The sequence below is a fragment of the Sphingobium sp. TomMM7A genome, from assembly GCF_055397305.1.
Map to the genome: position 1 here is coordinate 335157 of NZ_AP027312.1, position 17471 is coordinate 352627.

Annotated in this window: 14 protein-coding genes; 12 read left to right on the forward strand and 2 right to left on the reverse strand. The window is 61.1% G+C overall.

The window, feature by feature from the left end; translation table 11 throughout:
• The first annotated feature begins 64 nt into the window (after positions 1 to 64).
• The 11 genes from ACZ5ZH_RS14345 (at position 65) to ACZ5ZH_RS14395 (ending at position 9323) form a co-directional block, all read left to right on the forward strand.
• The gene (locus ACZ5ZH_RS14345) at positions 65 to 472 is read left to right on the forward strand and encodes a DUF1636 domain-containing protein (RefSeq protein ID WP_464772754.1); all 408 of its coding nucleotides are present in this window, start codon (positions 65 to 67) and stop codon (positions 470 to 472) included.
• Entirely contained in the window at positions 469 to 1485 is a 1017-nt protein-coding gene (gene cobT / locus ACZ5ZH_RS14350) for a nicotinate-nucleotide--dimethylbenzimidazole phosphoribosyltransferase (protein WP_464772755.1), read from the forward strand. Before ACZ5ZH_RS14345 ends, cobT begins: the two co-directional genes overlap by 4 nt.
• Positions 1482 to 2048 carry a histidine phosphatase family protein gene (locus ACZ5ZH_RS14355; protein ID WP_464772756.1) on the forward strand — a complete coding sequence of 189 codons (567 nt, stop codon included), beginning with the start codon at positions 1482 to 1484 and terminating at the stop codon, positions 2046 to 2048. Before cobT ends, ACZ5ZH_RS14355 begins: the two co-directional genes overlap by 4 nt.
• Entirely contained in the window at positions 2045 to 2755 is a 711-nt protein-coding gene (locus ACZ5ZH_RS14360; protein ID WP_464772757.1) for an adenosylcobinamide-GDP ribazoletransferase, read from the forward strand. The genes ACZ5ZH_RS14355 and ACZ5ZH_RS14360 overlap by 4 nt, the downstream gene beginning before the upstream one ends.
• Positions 2752 to 3726, forward strand: a complete 975-nt coding sequence (locus ACZ5ZH_RS14365) for a threonine-phosphate decarboxylase (protein ID WP_464772758.1) — start codon at positions 2752 to 2754, stop codon at positions 3724 to 3726. The genes ACZ5ZH_RS14360 and ACZ5ZH_RS14365 overlap by 4 nt, the downstream gene beginning before the upstream one ends.
• Positions 3689 to 4651: an adenosylcobinamide-phosphate synthase CbiB gene (gene cbiB / locus ACZ5ZH_RS14370; RefSeq protein ID WP_464773288.1), complete on the forward strand. Its 963-nt coding sequence runs from the start codon at positions 3689 to 3691 to the stop codon at positions 4649 to 4651. The genes ACZ5ZH_RS14365 and cbiB overlap by 38 nt, the downstream gene beginning before the upstream one ends.
• Positions 4648 to 5178, forward strand: coding sequence for a bifunctional adenosylcobinamide kinase/adenosylcobinamide-phosphate guanylyltransferase (gene cobU / locus ACZ5ZH_RS14375; protein ID WP_464772759.1), 531 nt, complete (start codon positions 4648 to 4650; stop codon positions 5176 to 5178). Before cbiB ends, cobU begins: the two co-directional genes overlap by 4 nt.
• 282 nt (positions 5179 to 5460) lie before the next feature.
• Positions 5461 to 5751, forward strand: coding sequence for an NAD(P) transhydrogenase subunit alpha part 2 (locus ACZ5ZH_RS14380; RefSeq protein WP_196227069.1), 291 nt, complete (start codon positions 5461 to 5463; stop codon positions 5749 to 5751).
• Positions 5752 to 5754: 3 nt separating this feature from the next.
• Entirely contained in the window at positions 5755 to 7149 is a 1395-nt protein-coding gene (locus ACZ5ZH_RS14385; protein ID WP_464772760.1) for an NAD(P)(+) transhydrogenase (Re/Si-specific) subunit beta, read from the forward strand.
• A gap of 334 nt (positions 7150 to 7483) precedes the next feature.
• A complete protein-coding gene (locus ACZ5ZH_RS14390) occupies positions 7484 to 8554 on the forward strand; it encodes an enoyl-CoA hydratase/isomerase family protein (RefSeq protein WP_464772761.1) in 1071 nt (356 codons plus the stop codon).
• Positions 8544 to 9323, forward strand: coding sequence for an enoyl-CoA hydratase-related protein (locus ACZ5ZH_RS14395; RefSeq protein WP_464772762.1), 780 nt, complete (start codon positions 8544 to 8546; stop codon positions 9321 to 9323). The genes ACZ5ZH_RS14390 and ACZ5ZH_RS14395 overlap by 11 nt, the downstream gene beginning before the upstream one ends.
• Before the next feature lie 97 nt (positions 9324 to 9420).
• On the opposite strand, the gene ACZ5ZH_RS14400 is transcribed toward ACZ5ZH_RS14395, so the two are convergent.
• Positions 9421 to 11739: a TonB-dependent receptor gene (locus tag ACZ5ZH_RS14400; RefSeq protein WP_464772763.1), complete on the reverse strand. Its 2319-nt coding sequence runs from the start codon at positions 11737 to 11739 to the stop codon at positions 9421 to 9423.
• A 273-nt stretch (positions 11740 to 12012) separates the two neighbouring features.
• On the opposite strand from ACZ5ZH_RS14400, the gene ACZ5ZH_RS14405 reads away from it, so the two are divergent.
• Entirely contained in the window at positions 12013 to 13857 is a 1845-nt protein-coding gene (locus ACZ5ZH_RS14405) for a CocE/NonD family hydrolase (RefSeq protein ID WP_464773289.1), read from the forward strand.
• A gap of 71 nt (positions 13858 to 13928) precedes the next feature.
• On the opposite strand, the gene ACZ5ZH_RS14410 is transcribed toward ACZ5ZH_RS14405, so the two are convergent.
• Positions 13929 to 17174, reverse strand: a complete 3246-nt coding sequence (locus tag ACZ5ZH_RS14410) for an ATP-binding protein (RefSeq protein WP_464772764.1) — start codon at positions 17172 to 17174, stop codon at positions 13929 to 13931.
• Positions 17175 to 17471 lie beyond the last annotated feature (297 nt).

The following is a 17471-nucleotide window of genomic DNA, read 5'->3' on the forward strand; positions in this document are numbered from 1 at the left end:
ATTTTGCGGGGAGGACCATGATGACGGTCTTTCATGTTCACATGGTTATGGAAGCGCGCCGTTGATGTTGTGCGCGGTCGAAAATAGAGCTTCGGTGGTGGTCTGCTCGACCTGCCGCCTGTCCGCCGATCAGCGGGAAGATGGAGCAGGACGACGCGGCGGCGCGCTGCTGGTTGAGGCCATGCGCGATCTTCAGGCGGCCGAGCCTGCCTATGAAGCGGTTGCCGTGCAGGACATGCCATGCCTCTTCGCCTGCCAGCGTCATTGCACCGTCCATGTGCGTGGTCCCGGCAAGGTCGGCTATGTGCTGGGCGATTTTACCCCGGACGCAGAGGCCGCCCGCGCGATCCTCGATTACGCCCTGCGCCACGCCGCCAGCGAAGAAGGCGTCGTGCGCTACGCCGAATGGCCGCAGGGGGTGAAGGGCCATTTCATCGTCCGTACGCCGCCCGAAGGCTTTGTTTGCACATGATCCGCTTTCAGGATCGCGCTGCTTTTCAGGCCGCGCTCGCCAATCTCCCCGAACCTCATGCGGCGGCGATCGAAGCCGCAGCGGCGCGGCAGGCATCTTTGACGAAACCCGCCGGATCGCTCGGCCGGCTGGAGGAGATCGCCCTCTTCATGGCAGGCTGGCAAGGTCGCGAACGCCCGCGCGCCGATCGCATCCGCGCCGCCATCTTCGCGGGCAATCATGGCGTCGCCGCGCGTGGCGTCAGTGCCTTCCCGCCTTCCGTCACCGCGCAGATGGTCGCGAACTTCCAGACGGGCGGCGCGGCGATCAACGCGCTTGCGGGCGCCTGCCGAGCCGAGCTGGTCATTGTCCCGCTCGCCCTCGACAATCCCACCGCCGACATATGCGAAGCCTCCGCGATGACGGAAGCGGAGTGCCTCGACGCCCTGAACGCGGGCGCCGCCGCCGTCGTGCAAGATTGCGACCTGTTCTTCGCAGGTGAAATGGGCATCGCCAACACCACTTCTGCCGCCGCACTGTGCCTTGAATCCTTTGATGGCGAGGCGCAGGACTGGACGGGGAGGGGCACCGGCATCGACGCAGCCGCCCTCACTCGCAAGACGCAGGCCGTCCAGATCGCGCATACGCTGCACGGTCCCCATTGCACCGACGCCTTCGAAACCCTCCGCCGTCTCGGCGGGCGAGAGATCGCGGCGATGGCAGGCGCCATCCTCGCCGCGCGCATGATGCGCGTGCCGGTGCTGCTCGACGGCTTTATCTGCGGCGCGGCCATCGCCCCTCTGGCGCACGACAATCCCGCCATCACCGCCCACTGCCTCGCCGCCCACTGCTCCGCCGAAGCAGGCCATGCCCGGCTGCTCGAAAAGCTCGGCCTGAACCCCTTGCTTCACCTCGACATGCGCCTCGGCGAAGGCAGCGGCGCAGCCGTCGCGGCGCAACTCATCCGCTCGGCCCTCGCCGCGCACGACCAGATGGCAACCTTCGCCGAAGCCGCCGTGGCTAACGCGCTATGAGCCCGCTCACGCTCCACCTGATGCGCCACGCAGCGCCACAAACGCCCGGCCTCCTGCTCGGTCACATGGATATGCCCCCCGACCCGGCCGCCATGCAGCTATGCATCGAACGATCCCGCGCGCTTGTATTCGACCGCTTGATCAGCTCCGACCTCAATCGCGCCCACGCTCCGGCCGCCCTGATCGCAACCAACAGGCAAGTGCCGCACGACGTCGACGCGCGCTGGCGGGAGCTGCACTTCGGCGCGTGGGAAGGCACCGATCCCGCAACTCTCCCTACCGAGGAAATTGGTCGCTTCTGGTCATCCCCGGAAGACCATCCTCCGCCGGGAGGGGAAGGCTGGTCCAGCCTTTGCCTGCGCGTAAAGGCGGCACTTGGCGAAATCGACCGACCCTCGCTGGTCCTCACCCATGCCGGTGCGATCCGTGGCGCGCTGACTACCCTGTGCGGCTTCACTTACCAGCAGGCCTGGGCAATCGACCTTCCCTATGGCGCCTTGCTCAGCCTGCGTATCTGGCCGGGAGACAATCCCAGCGCGCAGATCACCGGGCTTGTAACATGACCCGCCTCATCCTCGCGCTGCAACTCATGACCCGCCTGCCGTTCCCGCAAGTGCGGGCGGAGGAGGAGGACTTCGCCGCCGCGATCCGCTGGTTTCCCGCGACCGGCATCATCGTCGGCCTTGCCGTCGCCGCCGCCATGACGATCGGCCTGATCGTCGATCCCTGGATGGCCGCCTTGCTCGGCCTGATCGCCTGGGTCGCCATCACCGGGGCGCTTCATCTCGACGGTCTTGGCGACATCGCTGACGGGGTAGGGGCAGCCCATGGCGACCCGGCAAAGCTGTCCGCCGTTCTTGCCGACCCGCATATCGGGAGCTTCGGCGTCGTCGCGATCGTCCTGCAACTGCTGGCGAAGCTCGTCCTGCTGCGTCTCTGCGCGGAACATGTCGCGCCGATCGCCATCATCGCCGTGCCCTTCGTCGCGCGGATCGGCCCGCTGGCATGGACCCTCTGGCTCCCGCCGCTCCATGAGGGCTTGGCCAGCCGCTTCCGTGAAAGCATCAGCCCGGCGCATCTGCTCGGCTGGACGATGCTGGCCCTAGCTTTCTGCCTGATCATTCCCGCCCTCCTGTCCGCCGCTATCCTCGTCCCGCTTTGGGGATGGTGGCTGCGTAGCCGGATCGGCGGCATTTCTGGCGATGGTCATGGTGCCGGGATCGAACTCATCGAAAGCGGCCTGCTAGCCGCACTGGTGCTGGCACGATGAGTGGTATCTTCCATTGGCATGGTGGTCGTCTGGCTGCGGCGCGTCAGCATTATGAGACGCGCCTTCCCTGGATTGATCTTTCCACCGGCATAAATCCGCTCGCCTGGCCCGGCACCGCCACGATCAACCCGGACTGGCAATCCCTCCCCGATCCCGCGGCACTTGCCGATCTCGAACAGGCTGCCGCCACATATTTCGGCGTGTCCCCCGATCACATCTGCGCACTGCCGGGCAGCGAAACCGGCCTGCGCCTGCTTGGCCACCTGATCGATACGCCCGCCTGCCATATCCTGCCGTCTTACCGCACCCATGCGCAGGTTTTCCCGAATTCGCGCCCGTTGCAGCGACCCGAAGACGCGCCACCGGGCACCGCGCTCCTGCTCGCCAATCCTAACAATCCCGATGGCCGCCTCTATACGCAGGCGCAAATGCAGCAGCTTCTAACTCAACAGGAAAGGGAAGGCGGCTGGCTGGTCGTCGATGAGGCCTTTGCTGACTGCCTGCCCGGCGCCAGCATGGCGGTCGAAGTCGCGGATTCCCGCCGCCTGCTCATCTTCCGTTCCTTCGGCAAATTCTTCGGGCTCGCTGGTGTCCGCCTCGGCTTCCTCCTCGGCCCGGCCTCCATCATTGCCGCCTGCCGCAGGCTGCTGGGAGACTGGCCCCTTTCCGCAGCCGCGATCGACTTTGGCCGCGCCGCCTGTCGAGACCAGCGCTGGATTGACGAGACGATCGCGACCCTCCCCGCCCGCGCCGCCAGCCTCGATGCGCTACTTATCCGCCACGGCTTCATCCCGCGCGGCGATTGCCCGCTATTCCGCCTGATCGACACGCCGAACGCCGCCGCCCTGTTCGACCGCCTCGCGTGCCACGCCATTCTCACCCGTCCGTTCGAGGACCGGCCGAACTGGCTCCGCTTCGGTCTGCCCGCCGATGATGCGGCGATGGCCCGGCTGGACGAAGCGCTTGGTTGAGCTGGCCGCGCTGATCCTTGACGCGGCGCTAGGCTGGCCAGCCCGGTTGCACGCCCGTATCGGCCACCCGGTCGGAGCCTTCGCCGGGATCATCACCGCTTGCGAGCGCCGTTTGAACCAGCGCCACTTCGGCACAGCGCGTCGCCGTTTCGGCGGTATCGTCACGCTGCTACTCCTCCTCACGACCACCATCGCAGCGGGCTGGGCCGCAGAATTCATCATCCGCCACTTGCTCGGCTCCTGGGCTTGGGCAGGGCTTGCGCTTGCCGCTTGGCCAGCACTTGCGCAGCGCAGTCTGTACGACCATGTCCTGCCCGTCGTTCAGGCTCTAGAAGCAGGCAATCTCTTCGCTGCCCGCCGCGCGGTCAGCCAGATCGTCGGACGCGATACCGCCACTCTTGATGAAGCAGGCGTTGCACGAGCCGCCATAGAAAGCCTTGCTGAAAGCTTTTGCGATGGCGTCGTCGCGCCGCTCTTCTGGCTGCTCGTCGGCGGCCTGCCCGGAATCTGGGCCTATAAGGCGGTCAACACCGCCGACAGCCTGATCGGCCACCGGGAGGAGCCGTTCGCGGCTTTCGGCTGGGCCGCCGCTCGCTTCGATGACCTGCTGAACCTGATTCCCGCGCGGCTGTCCGGCTTCCTGATCTGCGTCGCGGGCATGGGCGGCTGGCGCATCCTCTGGCGCGACCATGGCCGTCACGCATCGCCCAATGCAGGTTGGCCGGAGGCGGCGATGGCAGGCGCACTGGACATCCGCCTTGCCGGGCCGGTCGCCTATGAAGGCCAATATCATGCCAAGCCATGGATCGGCGGGGAAGGGGACGAAGCCACGCCCGCTTTCGCCCGCGCCGCGTTGGCGCTCTACGTCCGGGCCTGTGCCCTGCTCTGGCTCGCGACGACGCTGATCGGAGGGATCGGGCGATGACCGCTTTCCAGAAGCTGCTCGTGCTAGGCGGCGCCCGTTCGGGCAAGAGCCGCCATGCCGAAGCGCAGTGCGAAGCCCTGCCCGGCGTCATGACCTACATCGCCACGGCTGAGGCGTATGATGCTGAAATGCACGAACGGATTGCCACGCATCGCGCCCGCCGCAACGCGCGCTGGCGAACGATCGAAGCCCCAATCGAACTGCCCGCCGCGATCCGGAATGCCCACGCGCGTACGCCATCTGGCCCGATCCTTGTCGATTGCCTTACCCTGTGGTTGTCCAACCTGCTGCTGGCTGGCGAAGACATTGCCCGGTGGAGCGAAGAACTGATCGCCGCCATCACCGGCTGCACCGTTCCCATTGTGCTGGTCGCCAATGAGGTCGGCCTCTCCATCGTCCCGGAAAATGCACTTGCCCGCCGTTTCAGAGACGAAGCGGGCCTGCTTAGTCAGCATGTGGCGGCCGCTTGCGACAGTGTGGTATTTGTCGCTGCTGGCCTGCCCCTGACACTCAAGCAAGGCGGATGAAGAAGAGCGCGGCTGCAAGCGATTTTGAAAATCGCTGATGCCCGCAGCCCTACTTGTCGTAGAGGTTGAATAAATTCGTTGCGCGAATCGACTATGTGATAAATTGCTCTGACCGGCTTGCCTGCGATGTATTGGATCAATATGGCACGCTTAATAGTGCGTGGAGGGATTTTATAGGAGCCAGCGATCATGGCAGGGGCAATAAGCTCCGAACCCGTGCGAAATTGGAAGATCGCCAGGGTTTCTTGATAGGATCGCGGTTTCTGGACAGGGGATAAGTCAGTGAACGCTTTCAATGCAGATTATCTGTTCGTCTTCATATTGGCGGCCTTTTTGGGTTTTCAGCTGATCAAGAAGGTATCGCCGCTTTTGCACTCGCCATTGATGTCGCTGACCAATGCGATTGCGGCGGTGGTGATTGTGGGGGCGATCACGATTACGGGTGAGGCGGGGGCGACGCCTCTAGCGAAGACGCTGGGCTTCATCGCGGTGTTCTGCGCGACGGTGAACCTGGTCAGCGGGTTCATGATCACCGATCGCATGCTCAAGATGTTCAAGCCGCGGGGGAAGTAAGAGATGAACGCTTTCGTACCCTTCGCGGCGATTGTCGCGTCCGCTTTGTTCATCCTGTCGCTGATGTGGATGAGCCATCCATCGACCGCCCGTCGCGGCGTGCGCGCGGGCGAGATCGGCATGGTCATCGCCATCATCGGCGCCCTCGTCCAGCATGAGGTGGTGGATTATAACCTGATCATCATCGCGATGGTCGCGGGCGCGGCGGCGGGCATTCCGATGGCGCTGCTGATGCCGATGACGGCGATCCCGCAGCGAACCGCCATCTCCCACGCTTTTGGCGCGCTGGCCGTCGGCCTGATCGGCGCCGCGGAATATTACAAGCATGCCCATGCGGAATATGCGGGCGGCTTCATCCTGTGGGCGCTGATGTTCGAGATGCTGCTGGGTTTCCTGACCTGCACCGCCTCGATCATCGCCTTTGCCAAGCTTCAGGAACTGATGGGCAGCCGCCCGGTGTCCTTCCCCGGTCAGCGCATCGTCAATGGCGCGGTGGCGCTGGCGACGGTGGCGATCGGCGTGACGCTGGCGCTTGACCCGACGCAGACCTGGCTGTTCCCGCTGTTCGCAGGCCTTGCGCTGCTCTTCGGCATCCTGCTGGTGATCCCGATCGGCGGCGCGGACATGCCGACCGTCATCGCGCTCTTGAACAGCTATGCGGGTCTTGCCGCATCCGCGATGGGCTTTGCGCTGGGCAACAAGCTGCTGATCGTCGCAGGCGCGCTCGATGGCGCATCGGGCTTCATCCTGGCGCTGGTGATGTGCAAGGCGATGAACCGCAGCTTTGCCAACGTCATGTTCGGCGGCTTCGGCAAGGTGGTCGCGGGCGTTGCGGGCGGCAAGGACGACCGGGTGGTGCGCTCCGCCTCTGCCGAGGAAGCCGCGATGCAGCTGGAAAATGCCAGCAGCGTGGTCATCATTCCCGGCTATGGCATGGCGGTCGCGCAGGCGCAGCACAAGGTTAGCGAGCTTTACCAGGCGCTCACCAAGAAGGGCGTGGACGTCAAGTTCGCGATCCATCCGGTGGCGGGCCGCATGCCCGGCCACATGAATGTGCTGCTGGCCGAAGCCAACGTTCCCTATGAACAGCTGGTCGACCTGGACGACATCAACCCTGAACTGCCGCAGGCGGACGTTGCGGTGATCATCGGCGCGAACGACACCGTGAACCCATCGGCGCGCGACGATCCGCAGAGCGCGATCGCGGGCATGCCGATCATCGAGGCGGACCGCGCCAAGTCGGTGTTCGTGATCAAACGCTCGATGAACGCGGGCTTTGCCGGGATCGACAATCCGATCTATTATAACAGCAACACCCAGATGCTGTTCGGCGACGCCAAGGACATGGTCGGCTCCATCGCCAAGGAACTCAGCGGCGGCGGCTCAGGCCTCCACTGATCGGCCCGAATAGCGCCAAGATACAGAAGCCCGCTGCCCCCAAGTAGCGGGCTTTTGTCATGGGGGTTCGCCCGCAGCCTGTGGGAGAAGCATTGCGCTAGCGGCTGCTCAGTCGAGCGATGCGTCGTCTACGAGCATGTAAATTACTGCAAAAATGCAGACCCAATTTGCGAATATGAGATGTTGATTGCACAATCGCGCCCGCGCATGGACAGCACAGCTCCATGGCGATTGGCACGACTGCTGTGCTTTTTGGAATATCGGTGCTGGGAAACACGGCCAGATCACGCGCGGGATCATCATCGGAGACGCTCCGCGCGTGCAGGGAAAAGATATGACTGACCAGCTGATCCTCTCGGTCGAAAATGGCGTGGGCCGCATCCGGCTGAACCGTCCCAAGGCTATCCACGCGCTGACCCCGGAGATGTGCGAGGCAATCAATCAGGTGCTGCTGGACTGGCGCGACGACCCGGCGGTACTCATGGTCATGATCGACCATGCCGAAGGGCGCGGATTCTGTGCCGGAGGTGACATCGCGCTTATTGCCAATAGCGCAAAAACGGACTGCGCAGCGGCCGAGCATTTCTTCCGCGTCGAATATCGAATGAACCATCTGCTGTTCGTCTACGATAAGCCCATCGTTGCCTTCATCGATGGGATTGTGATGGGCGGCGGCGTCGGTCTCTCACTGCCTTGCCGATATCGTGTCGCGACGGAGCGTACGACCTTCGCGATGCCTGAAACCGGAATTGGCCTTTTTCCAGATGTGGGCGGAGGCTGGTTTCTGCCTCGGCTGCCGGGACGGATCGGTACATGGCTTGCCGCGACTGGAGCACGTCTGGATGGCGCGGATTGCGTCGCGATCGGGATTGCGACCCATTATGTCGGATCTGACAGGCTGGATGCGCTCAAGGCGGAAATCCTTACGTATCCCTCCGATGTTGCGACCATCCTCGATCAGGCAAATGAACTTGCTCCGGAGTCCCGGTTGATGGCGCAGCGGGACGGGATTGATCGCCTTTTCGCGAGCGATGCCCTGGAGGATATCCTTGCTGCCCTCCAGGCGGACGGGTCGGAATGGGCGGACAAGCAGTTGGCGGTGCTCGCAACCAAATCGCCACAAGCGGTCAAGGTCGCCCTGCGCCAACTGGTGGAAGGCGCTGGCTTCACCGACTTTGCGGACAATATGCGGAACGAATATCGCCTGGCCTGCCACATCATTCGCCGTCCCGATTTCATCGAGGGTGTGCGCGCGGTGATCTTTGACAAGGACAATGCTCCGAAATGGTCCCCGGCGACGCCCGAGGAGGTCGATGGCACCTTGATAGATAGTCTCTTCGCGCCTCTGCCGCAGGACAAGGAATGGACCCCTCTGCCTCAAACGGAAATCTCTCATGACCTTTGAAACCATTATCGTCGAACAGCATGACGCCGTTACACTAATCACGCTCAACCGGCCGCAAGCGCTCAATGCACTCAATAGCCAGGTGCTCAAGGATCTGAGCGCTGCATTCGCCGCCTATGACGCCGATCCGGCACAACGGTGCGCGGTGCTGACCGGAAGCGGTGAGAAGGCCTTTGCGGCAGGCGCCGACATCAAGGAGATGGTCGAGAAGCAGGCGGCGGACTTCTTCCTGGAGGATTTCTTTTCTGGCTGGCAAACTGGCGTGGTGGCAACGCGCAAGCCGTGGATCGCGGCTGTGCAGGGCTTTGCGCTGGGCGGCGGTTGCGAATTGGCGATGATGGCGGATTTCATCATCGCAGGCGACACGGCAAAGTTCGGCCAGCCCGAAATCAAGTTGGGCGTCGCCCCTGGCATGGGCGGTTCCCAGCGCCTGACCCGCGCCGTGGGCAAGGCGAAGGCGATGGAGATGTGCCTGACCGGCCGCATGATGGATGCCGCCGAAGCGGAGCGTTCCGGATTGGTAAGTCGCATCGTGCCTGCTGCGCAGCTGTTGGAAGAGGCGCTCAAAACCGCCGCCGCCATCGCCTCGATGCCGCCAATGGCAGCAATGGTGAACAAGGAGATGGTGAACATCGCCTTTGAAACGGGGCTGGCTCAAGGCATCCTGACCGAGCGGCGTCTTTTCCAGATCCTTACCGCTACCGAGGACAGGGCAGAAGGCATGAGCGCTTTTGTGGAGAAGCGCGCGGGGGTGTGGCGCGGTCGCTGATCAGGCGATCAGTCGCTGGCTTGTTTGTTGGAGAATTCCTTGGCTCGTGCCAGCCGCAATTTGGTGCGACAGGCACGAGCTTCCGGATAGAACCGCTTTAGAAGCGCGCGGACAGGGAAACGCCCCATGTCCGGCCCGTGATGGGGTTCGCGAACTCGACCAATGAACCCGGACTCTCACCCGACGTTATGCCATCGTAAGTGGTGTTGTCGGTGACGTTCTTCACGAAACCGGAAATTTCCAACTTGGTGGCATCACTGACCGGCAGTTGGTAACGGATGCCTACATCCATTCGGGCAACAGGCGGGATCGATCCTCGCGGATCGTTCAATGCGTCCGTCTCATATCGTGAAGTATAGTATAGCGCAGCGTTCAGACCGAATGTCCCGGTTCCGGCGTCAACTGTATAGTCGGAAACGAGGCCAGCGGTCCATTTGGGCGTGCGACGTAGGCGGAGTACCGACAGGTCAGCGTCCCCCTGCCCAAGGTTACCCCTGAACTCTGAATATTTGGCGTGCAGATAGCCGCCTGTCGCGAGTATCGTCCAGTTCCGAGTGGGCACGAGGGTCAACTCTGCCTCGACCCCCGTATATTTCGCCTTCGCGACATTTAAGGTGCTGGACAAGAGACGCGATCCATCAACCTGGAGAACATTCTCTTGCTTGTTGTCGAGAATATTATGGAATGCCGCGATGTTGAAGCGGACACGATGATCGAAGAGCTCACTTTTGAACCCGATTTCAAATGCATCCATTACTTCGGGGTCATAGGGCTGAACGGCTGTTACAATGTTACCCGTGCGGCCGCTGAAACCTCCCGTATTGTAACCTCGGCTATAGCTCGCATAGGCTAGTATGTCGGGATTGAACTTATACTGGACGTTGACCTTTGGCGTGAACTTCTGAAAGCTCACCCCAGCAGAGACGTCGCCCACCAGCGGTCCCAGAACGCTCATGTCCCGCACCGTTCCCGGCACGGCCGAATAGAGGACATAATGCGTTTTCTTGCGGTCCCAGGTCTGGCGCCCACCGACAGTCAGGCGAAGCTGGTCCGTCAGGTCATAATCGGCCTGAAAGAATAGCGCGGTCGACCGGTTATGTTGGTTGGTGACATAGGCATCCACCGAATTGAGGTAGGCAAAACCCGGCGGCAGCCAATCGGGCAATCCCGTGGCGATGGGAGGCAAGGCGGCGAGGTCCACCGACAAGTTGGTTTTCTGGGTATATTCATAGTTCATGTAGAAGAAGCCGCCGACGAGATTGAAGGGGCCATTGAAAGACGTTTCGAACCTTAGTTCCTCGGAAAATTGATGTGCCTTCAAATTGCTCTCATTGCGCGCCAGGGCGAAGCGTGTGGAGTCATAGTCTCCGAGCGTATATTCCTTGAACTCGCGAAGGCCGGTCAGGCTGACGAGCCGAACATCATCTGTTGCCTGATATGAAATTTCGCCGGTCAGGGCATTAAGCCGCAGGGAGCCGGGGAACGGCCTCGATTCGACAACATTCTTGTCTTTGGTGAGAGGCGTGCAGATCGAAGCCGTATAGGGATTGAGGCAAGGCGAGTTGGCGCCGCCGAAATAACCCGGCACCTTGTAGGTGATCAGATTTGGCGTCAGCAATTGGGAATAGGGCGGCAAGTCGCTGTCATTTTCCACCCGATCCAGCGCGAGATACAGGTTGAGCTTGTCCGTTGGCGTAGCGACGAACGCCAATCCGAACGTGCGGACGTCCCGATCTCCATTGCGTCCACCCGTCACGATATTTCTGAACTGGCCGTTATTCTTTCGTACCGTGATCGAGCCCTTGACCGCCAACAGGTCATTGACGATCGGCGCCATTATGACGCCTTCATAATCATTTTCGCCAAAGCTGCCGATGGTGAAGCGAACCTTGCCGGTTGCGTCGGCTGCCGGGTCGGGCCGTGAGCGGATGACGTTGATGGTGCCGCCCGTCGTGTTCTTGCCATTCAAGACACCCTGCGGGCCGCGAAGCACTTCGATCCGCTCAATATCATAGGCGTCCATGAGCGATCCGCGCTGGAAGGCGATCGGGATGCCGTCAACTGTAAAGCCGATGCTGGATTCAAGGCTGGGCAGCACGTCCTGAATGGACATGCCGCGCAAGCTAAGCTGGGGAACGTCCACGGACGCGCCGGATCGGTTGATCGTCAACCCCGGCACCAGTCCGCGCAGTCCGGTCAGGTTATCCAGACGCGCATGCTCCAATGTTTCGCTGTTGAAAGCGGAAACAGCAACAGGCACCGATTGCAGTGGCTCGGCACGTTTTTGGGCCGTGACGATAATATCTTGCAGCATTCCCGCGCCTGAAGGCTGGTCCTCCGACTGCGGGGTTTGCGCGTGGGCCATGGCCGGAAACAGCGGCGCAGAGGCCAATAGCGCCCACTTCCTGACAGACATATTCAATTCCCCTCCAATGCATTTTCCGACATATTCTTCAGGCCTCATTCGAGCCTTTCGGAAATGCTCTCCCAATGCGCCATTTGATGATAGTAGCATACGGTTAGATAGCGAACTGATATGTTCCAACGGCGTCTGGGAAGAGTATATCGGGGGAAACACAGCGATCGGTTGGAAAACGGCCCGCTGCGCCCTTCAATCAGTGGAGTGACCATTGTGCCATCGGATCTGACAACCGCGCAAACAGCTGTTTTCCGGAACCTTGACGTGCCAATGCGCGATGGCGTTGATCTGGCCGCCGACCTCTACCTGCCGATGGCGTCGGGACAGGTGGATCCGGATGTCGGTTATCCCGTGGTTGTTATCCGTACGCCTTATAACAAGCTGTTTGTGCAGGGTTCGTTCGGCACACCCGCTTATCTGACCCGGCGAGGCTACGCTGTTCTGGTTCAGGATGTGCGCGGTACGAACGGATCGGGTGGCGTGTTCGACCCGATGATGAATGAGGGGTGGGGCGAACGGCAGGACGGCATCGATACTGTCCGCTGGATCAAGCAGCAAGGTTGGTGCAACGGGAAGGTCGGCACTACTGGCCAGTCCTATATGGGCGGGACGCAGCTGCTGCACCTCCAGGCCGAAGATAATGAGATCGGCGCCGCGTTCGTTCAGGTTCCGGCCGTCAACCAGTTCAACAATGGCTGGGTCTATAAAGGGGGCGTGATGGATAGCACGGCCTTGTGCTGGACCATGGGCATGGCGTTCACCGCCGCGGCACGGATGGGCGAAGAGGTGACCGCAGCGATCAAGGCCGACGCTCGGGCGGCCGGCTTGCCCAGCGGCTTTGCGGCTCCGCAAATGTTAATGGCATCTCCAGACCTGGCATTCGAGATCGCGCGCGGGCACGCGCTGAAGGACGTCCCGATTAACCGGCATATGCCATTCTGGAACGCTTGGCTCGACAACAGGGATAATCCGGAATTCTTCGCCCCGAATGACGCAGCCTCGCGGTTTGACCGGGTGAAAGTGCCGGTTCTGCATTTCACCGGGTGGTACGATCTGTTCAACCGCAATTCGCTGGACGCGTTCGTCAATATCTCTCGCCATGGTGCTACTGAAGCAGCGCGTCAGGGTCAGCGGCTGATCATAGGGCCATGGGGTCACGTCGCGAACGGGATGTTGTGTCATTTCCCCAATGCGCTGGTCGATGACGTCGCCATGATGGGGGCGTGGATGGACCGCCACCTTCTGGGGGGCGCGGGGGAAGGGGACGACCATCGGGTTATGCTGTACGTGATGGGCGAAAATCGTTGGCGGGCCGAGCAGGATTGGCCGCTTCCCGATGCTCGGCCGACGCTGTTCTACTTGCACAGCGATGGTAACGCGAACGGCGCAGAGGGCGGCGGGCTGCTGTCTCAGGCCGCTCCGAGCGCGGATGAACCCGCTGACCATTATGTCAGCGATCCTGCTAATCCCGTGCCTTCGCTGGGCGGGCATTCGTTGCACGGTGGGCCTGCGGATCAACGGCCGAATGACCATCGGCCGGATATTCTTGTCTATACGACGGCGACGCTGGAAGAGGATATGGAGGTGACGGGCGCGATCCGGGTCATCCTCCATGCGCAATCGTCGGCAACGGACTGCGACTGGTTTGTGAAGCTGATCGACCTGTTTCCGGACGGCCGTTCCTGCAATCTGGCGAGCGGCATGGTGCGGGCGCGCTATCGTAAATCGCGCACGGCTCCGGAAGGGCTGATGCCGGATGCCGTCGAGAAATATGAGATCGAGCTGGCGCCAACCAGCAACCAGTTCAAAAAGGGGCACCGCGTTCGCATCGTCATTTCGAGCAGCGATTATCCGAACAGCGAGGTGAACCCCCAGGATTTCATCGACCTTTCCACCGCTGCTCCAAAAGATTATCGGATCGCGCGCCAGACGATCCATCACGATGCCGCACGGCCATCGGCGATCGAGTTGCCTGTGGTGCCTGCCGATCGGCCGAGGCAATGGATAGACACGCCTTTCCCCTCGGGCGAGACCGGCCGATTTTACACCCGGCCCATTCCGGTTGAGGAGGCGCCGCCTGTAGAGATGCCATTGTCTCGGCTACCCTATGGCTGACCGGGGATCATCCCGCAGCTAGGCGGGCTTCCCAGATCATCGGGCATCATCTCGTGGTCAGCGTCGGCAGCTCAGGCAACGAGGCCGATATCCGTACCCGACAGAGCTTGCAGGCCGACGATGGCCCGCTGTTCCAGCATGACCGCGTTTTGCTGACGCGCGATGGTCAGCGCCTGTTCCAGGCAACGGCGCGCCTCGCTTTTGTCCGGCCCCCAGCGTGCGTGCAACTGTCCGGTCAAGCGCCAATATTCCGCTTCCCATATCCGCTCGTCATGCTGGGCCATGAACGTCGCGGACAAACCGGTATGGTGCAGGCCTTTTTCGTAATGGCCCATTTCGTCGCAGATATCAGCGGCGAGCAGGTGCAGGCAGGATGTGAGATAATGCTCAGAGAAGGCCTTCGTATGGGCCAGGAGCTGATCCAGATGTGACGGATCACGCGTCGAATGGAACGACGCCCATGACAGACATGCTCGTCCGAACGGTTGCCAGAACCGGCAAAGCTGCTGCGAGCATAGCTCTTGAAGCCGTTCATTATAGGAGTGGATACGGCCGTAATCCCTTTCGCAAACCGCGTGGAAGAGCAGCCATACCAGCACCAGTGACAAAGTTGCCGGGTGGCCAAGGGTTTCCGCCATGGCCAAGGCGCGCTCAGCCTCTCGCCTCCCCTGTTCAGGATTGCCGGTGTGCCAATGCACCCAGGAAAGATAGGCCGTAGAGGCCGCACCGGGATTATAGCCGAAGCTGCGGCCGTGTTGCGCGGGATCATAGACAGCGACCACGCGCTCGAAGTGCGTTCGGGCTGCGGCAAAGTCTCCCCGGAATGCCGCGCCAGCGCCCAGCAGGCGCCCTCCTTCCGCTTCCAGGCGGGCATTTGGTCGCAGTGAATGAATGAACTGGTCGAACTCAATTGCCAACAGGTCGGCATGCTTCCAGCGCCCACGGCCCGCCGCCACGGTCCAAAGCCCATGCAGGCTAGCGGCCAGCGCTTCAGGCCGTCCGACCTCCTCCGCCAGCAGGTGCGCGCGCTGGTAAATTTGCTTCAAGTCCGGGGCGTAATAGCCTTCCGCTTCCCGAACAGTTGCCCCCAACTCCAACAGAGCGTCGAGTTCACGTTCGCTTCGTCCGATACTTGGCGAAATCGATGCAAGGGTTTCGATAGCCGCGCGATAGTTCGCGCTTGCTTCGGCGAGGGCATATCTTTGTGCCGCTTTGCGGCCAGCATCAAGCCAGAAGGATACCGCTTCGTCGAAACGCCCCGCATGGCGCATATGTCCAGCGATTATTTCGGGGTGATCGGCTGCGATTTCCGGGAAATAGTCAACCAGGATGTCGGCAGTTCGAGAATGCAGGTCCTGACGATCTGCGTCCATCATCGACGTGTAGGCCGCGTCGCGGAGCAACGCGTGCCGAAAGGCATATCGACCTTTGCCGTTGGAGCGACCGCGCGTCAGAATGCCGGCGGCCAGCAGCTGGTCGATCGCAGCGGCCACCCGCTGATCTTCATCGCCGACCAGAGCCTTCAATATCTCGCCAGGGAAGTCCCGTCCTATTATGGAAGCCACCTGCGCAACCCGGCGTGCAAAGCCCATGCAGCCGAGCTGAGATGCCAGCAAGTCGTTCAGGCTATCGGGCACTGTCGACAGATCGCCCTTCCCAACATTCTGGGCGAGCAGGAGCTTCGTCAGTTCCTCCAGATAGAGCGGCACCCCGTCGGCTTTGTCGATAATCGTGTCCCGCGCCGGGATTGGCAACGCCGCATCCCCCGCAATGCCGTCAATTATCCGGCTGCAATCCTGGCGGGATAATCGGGTGAGACGAAGAACAGTAACCGGTTGTCCCGGTCCAAAGAGCGCCGCGCACCCTGACCTGCCCGTCATCAGCAGGTAGAGCCGTAAATCCTGGCATGCCGACGCGGCAAATCCAATCAGCTCCAGCGTCGTGGGGTCCGCCCAATGTATGTCTTCGACAAGAAGGATAACTGGTCTGCGGTTACATAAGGCAGAAAGGATGGCGATCAGAAGCTGAAGCGTCTTCTCTTTCTTTTCGCTCGCCGACGGAAGGATGCCCTCCATATTTTCGTCCACATCCGCCTGAGCGAGCAATGTTTGAAGAAGTGCCCTGTTGATCGGCCCGTCCAAACCGACTCGCTCAAGAAATCGACCCAGCACGGCGTTTGATGGATCGTTCCCTGCCATCAACCGGCGGAGGATTTGGATAACGGGATAAAGTGCGCTGTTGCTGTGGTGCGCAGAGCATTGCAGGCGGATTTGATAGCCCCTGGGCCGCAGCCGTTTGATCAATGCTTCGGACAAACAGGATTTGCCGATACCTGCTTCACCTTCGACGATGACGGATTGCCCCTCTCCAGCGGAAGCCAGGAGCCAACGGTTGCGTAGCAGGTCCAATTCAGCGCCCCGGCCGATGATGTCGGCCGACGGAGCATCTTGCTTGGCTAGAAAGCATGTTGTCGATCTGGGGCTCAGCAGCCGCCAAAGAAGAATCTGGTGCCCATCCTCGCCTTCTATTGCTCCAGCCGGAATGGTTTCAAATGCGGTGCGTGAATGTTGGCGGGTCTCTTCCGAAACGAGAATGGCGTTAGATGGCGTGTGATCGATTATCTGTAGGGCAATGGTGGGTACGTCACCTAATATCAGCGGCTGTTCCAGACAAGGTCGTGAGAGAACCTTGCCTGTATCAATGGCTACACGGACCTCACAATTATCTCCATGTTCACGCCGCGCATAGGCAATGATTTCCGTTGCCGCTGTCATGGCCCGTCCCGAAGCATCTTCCAGCGAGGTGGGCCAGCCGAAATAAACGGTCAGCCGGGCCGTTGCCCCCTTCTCCATGACACCGCCCAATTGCGTCATGGTCGAGGAAAAATATGCGTGGAAGCGGTCGAATTCTTCAAGGAACTCGGCCGTCAGTTGGGAAATGCCTCTTAACCGGAAAGAGCAGGATAATACCGTTACCCTGCGCAGTTCCATATGCGAAGGTAAATCCGGGTTCGCAGCCTTTGCAGGAGCGTCATCGTCTCGCTCAACAATTTCCGATTGTTCCGTCTTGCGTTGGAAACTCGGGACATATCCTCCTTTAGGAATGACAATCTGAATGGTGTCGGATTGGCCATGGTTGATCTGATAGCTTGTCAGCAGGCGGCGCAGGCGTCCTGCCTCCACCCGGACAGTCGCGCTGGTGCCGGGATCGAAATCCTGAGGCTTGTCAAAAACCCCAAGCGCAATACTATATTCCTTCAGGAGTGATCCGCGCCCCGCGAACATCTCCTCGCAGAGATAGCGCAAAAATCGCTGCATACGGGGGCTGCGTTCAAAGACGGGGCTCATCAGCACTTTGTTTAAATGCGCCTGCATCTCCTGTTCGCCAGGAGGAGGAACGCTGCGCGCGTCAATGGATGATCGCCTCATTGTCACCGTGCCTCTCCGTCATTTGTCGGTTTATCGATCCTTGCCCGGCTCAGGAACATTGCCTGACTTTAGTCGCAAAGCAACGGAAAGGTGAGGCGGCTCACAGGCAAGTGCCTAACAGTAGCATACTTGAAGAGGCGACCCTGTCCGCGACAATCAGGTTGCTTATGCAATTTGTCGCTGCGG

What these genes read in the sequence shown, in the direction of transcription:
- ACZ5ZH_RS14405 (WP_464773289.1), top strand. Translation starts at nt 12,013, where the DNA reads ATGCGCGATGGCGTTGATCTGGCCGCCGACCTCTACCTGCCGATGGCG.
- ACZ5ZH_RS14360 (WP_464772757.1), top strand. Translation starts at nt 2,045, where the DNA reads ATGACCCGCCTCATCCTCGCGCTGCAACTCATGACCCGCCTGCCGTTC.
- cobT (WP_464772755.1), top strand. Translation starts at nt 469, where the DNA reads ATGATCCGCTTTCAGGATCGCGCTGCTTTTCAGGCCGCGCTCGCCAAT.
- cbiB (WP_464773288.1), top strand. Translation starts at nt 3,689, where the DNA reads ATGCGGCGATGGCCCGGCTGGACGAAGCGCTTGGTTGAGCTGGCCGCG.
- ACZ5ZH_RS14390 (WP_464772761.1), top strand. Translation starts at nt 7,484, where the DNA reads ATGACTGACCAGCTGATCCTCTCGGTCGAAAATGGCGTGGGCCGCATC.
- ACZ5ZH_RS14365 (WP_464772758.1), top strand. Translation starts at nt 2,752, where the DNA reads ATGAGTGGTATCTTCCATTGGCATGGTGGTCGTCTGGCTGCGGCGCGT.
- ACZ5ZH_RS14400 (WP_464772763.1), bottom strand. Translation starts at nt 11,739, where the DNA reads ATGTCTGTCAGGAAGTGGGCGCTATTGGCCTCTGCGCCGCTGTTTCCG.
- ACZ5ZH_RS14395 (WP_464772762.1), top strand. Translation starts at nt 8,544, where the DNA reads ATGACCTTTGAAACCATTATCGTCGAACAGCATGACGCCGTTACACTA.
- ACZ5ZH_RS14345 (WP_464772754.1), top strand. Translation starts at nt 65, where the DNA reads ATGTTGTGCGCGGTCGAAAATAGAGCTTCGGTGGTGGTCTGCTCGACC.
- ACZ5ZH_RS14355 (WP_464772756.1), top strand. Translation starts at nt 1,482, where the DNA reads ATGAGCCCGCTCACGCTCCACCTGATGCGCCACGCAGCGCCACAAACG.
- ACZ5ZH_RS14410 (WP_464772764.1), bottom strand. Translation starts at nt 17,174, where the DNA reads ATGCAGCGATTTTTGCGCTATCTCTGCGAGGAGATGTTCGCGGGGCGC.
- ACZ5ZH_RS14385 (WP_464772760.1), top strand. Translation starts at nt 5,755, where the DNA reads ATGAACGCTTTCGTACCCTTCGCGGCGATTGTCGCGTCCGCTTTGTTC.
- cobU (WP_464772759.1), top strand. Translation starts at nt 4,648, where the DNA reads ATGACCGCTTTCCAGAAGCTGCTCGTGCTAGGCGGCGCCCGTTCGGGC.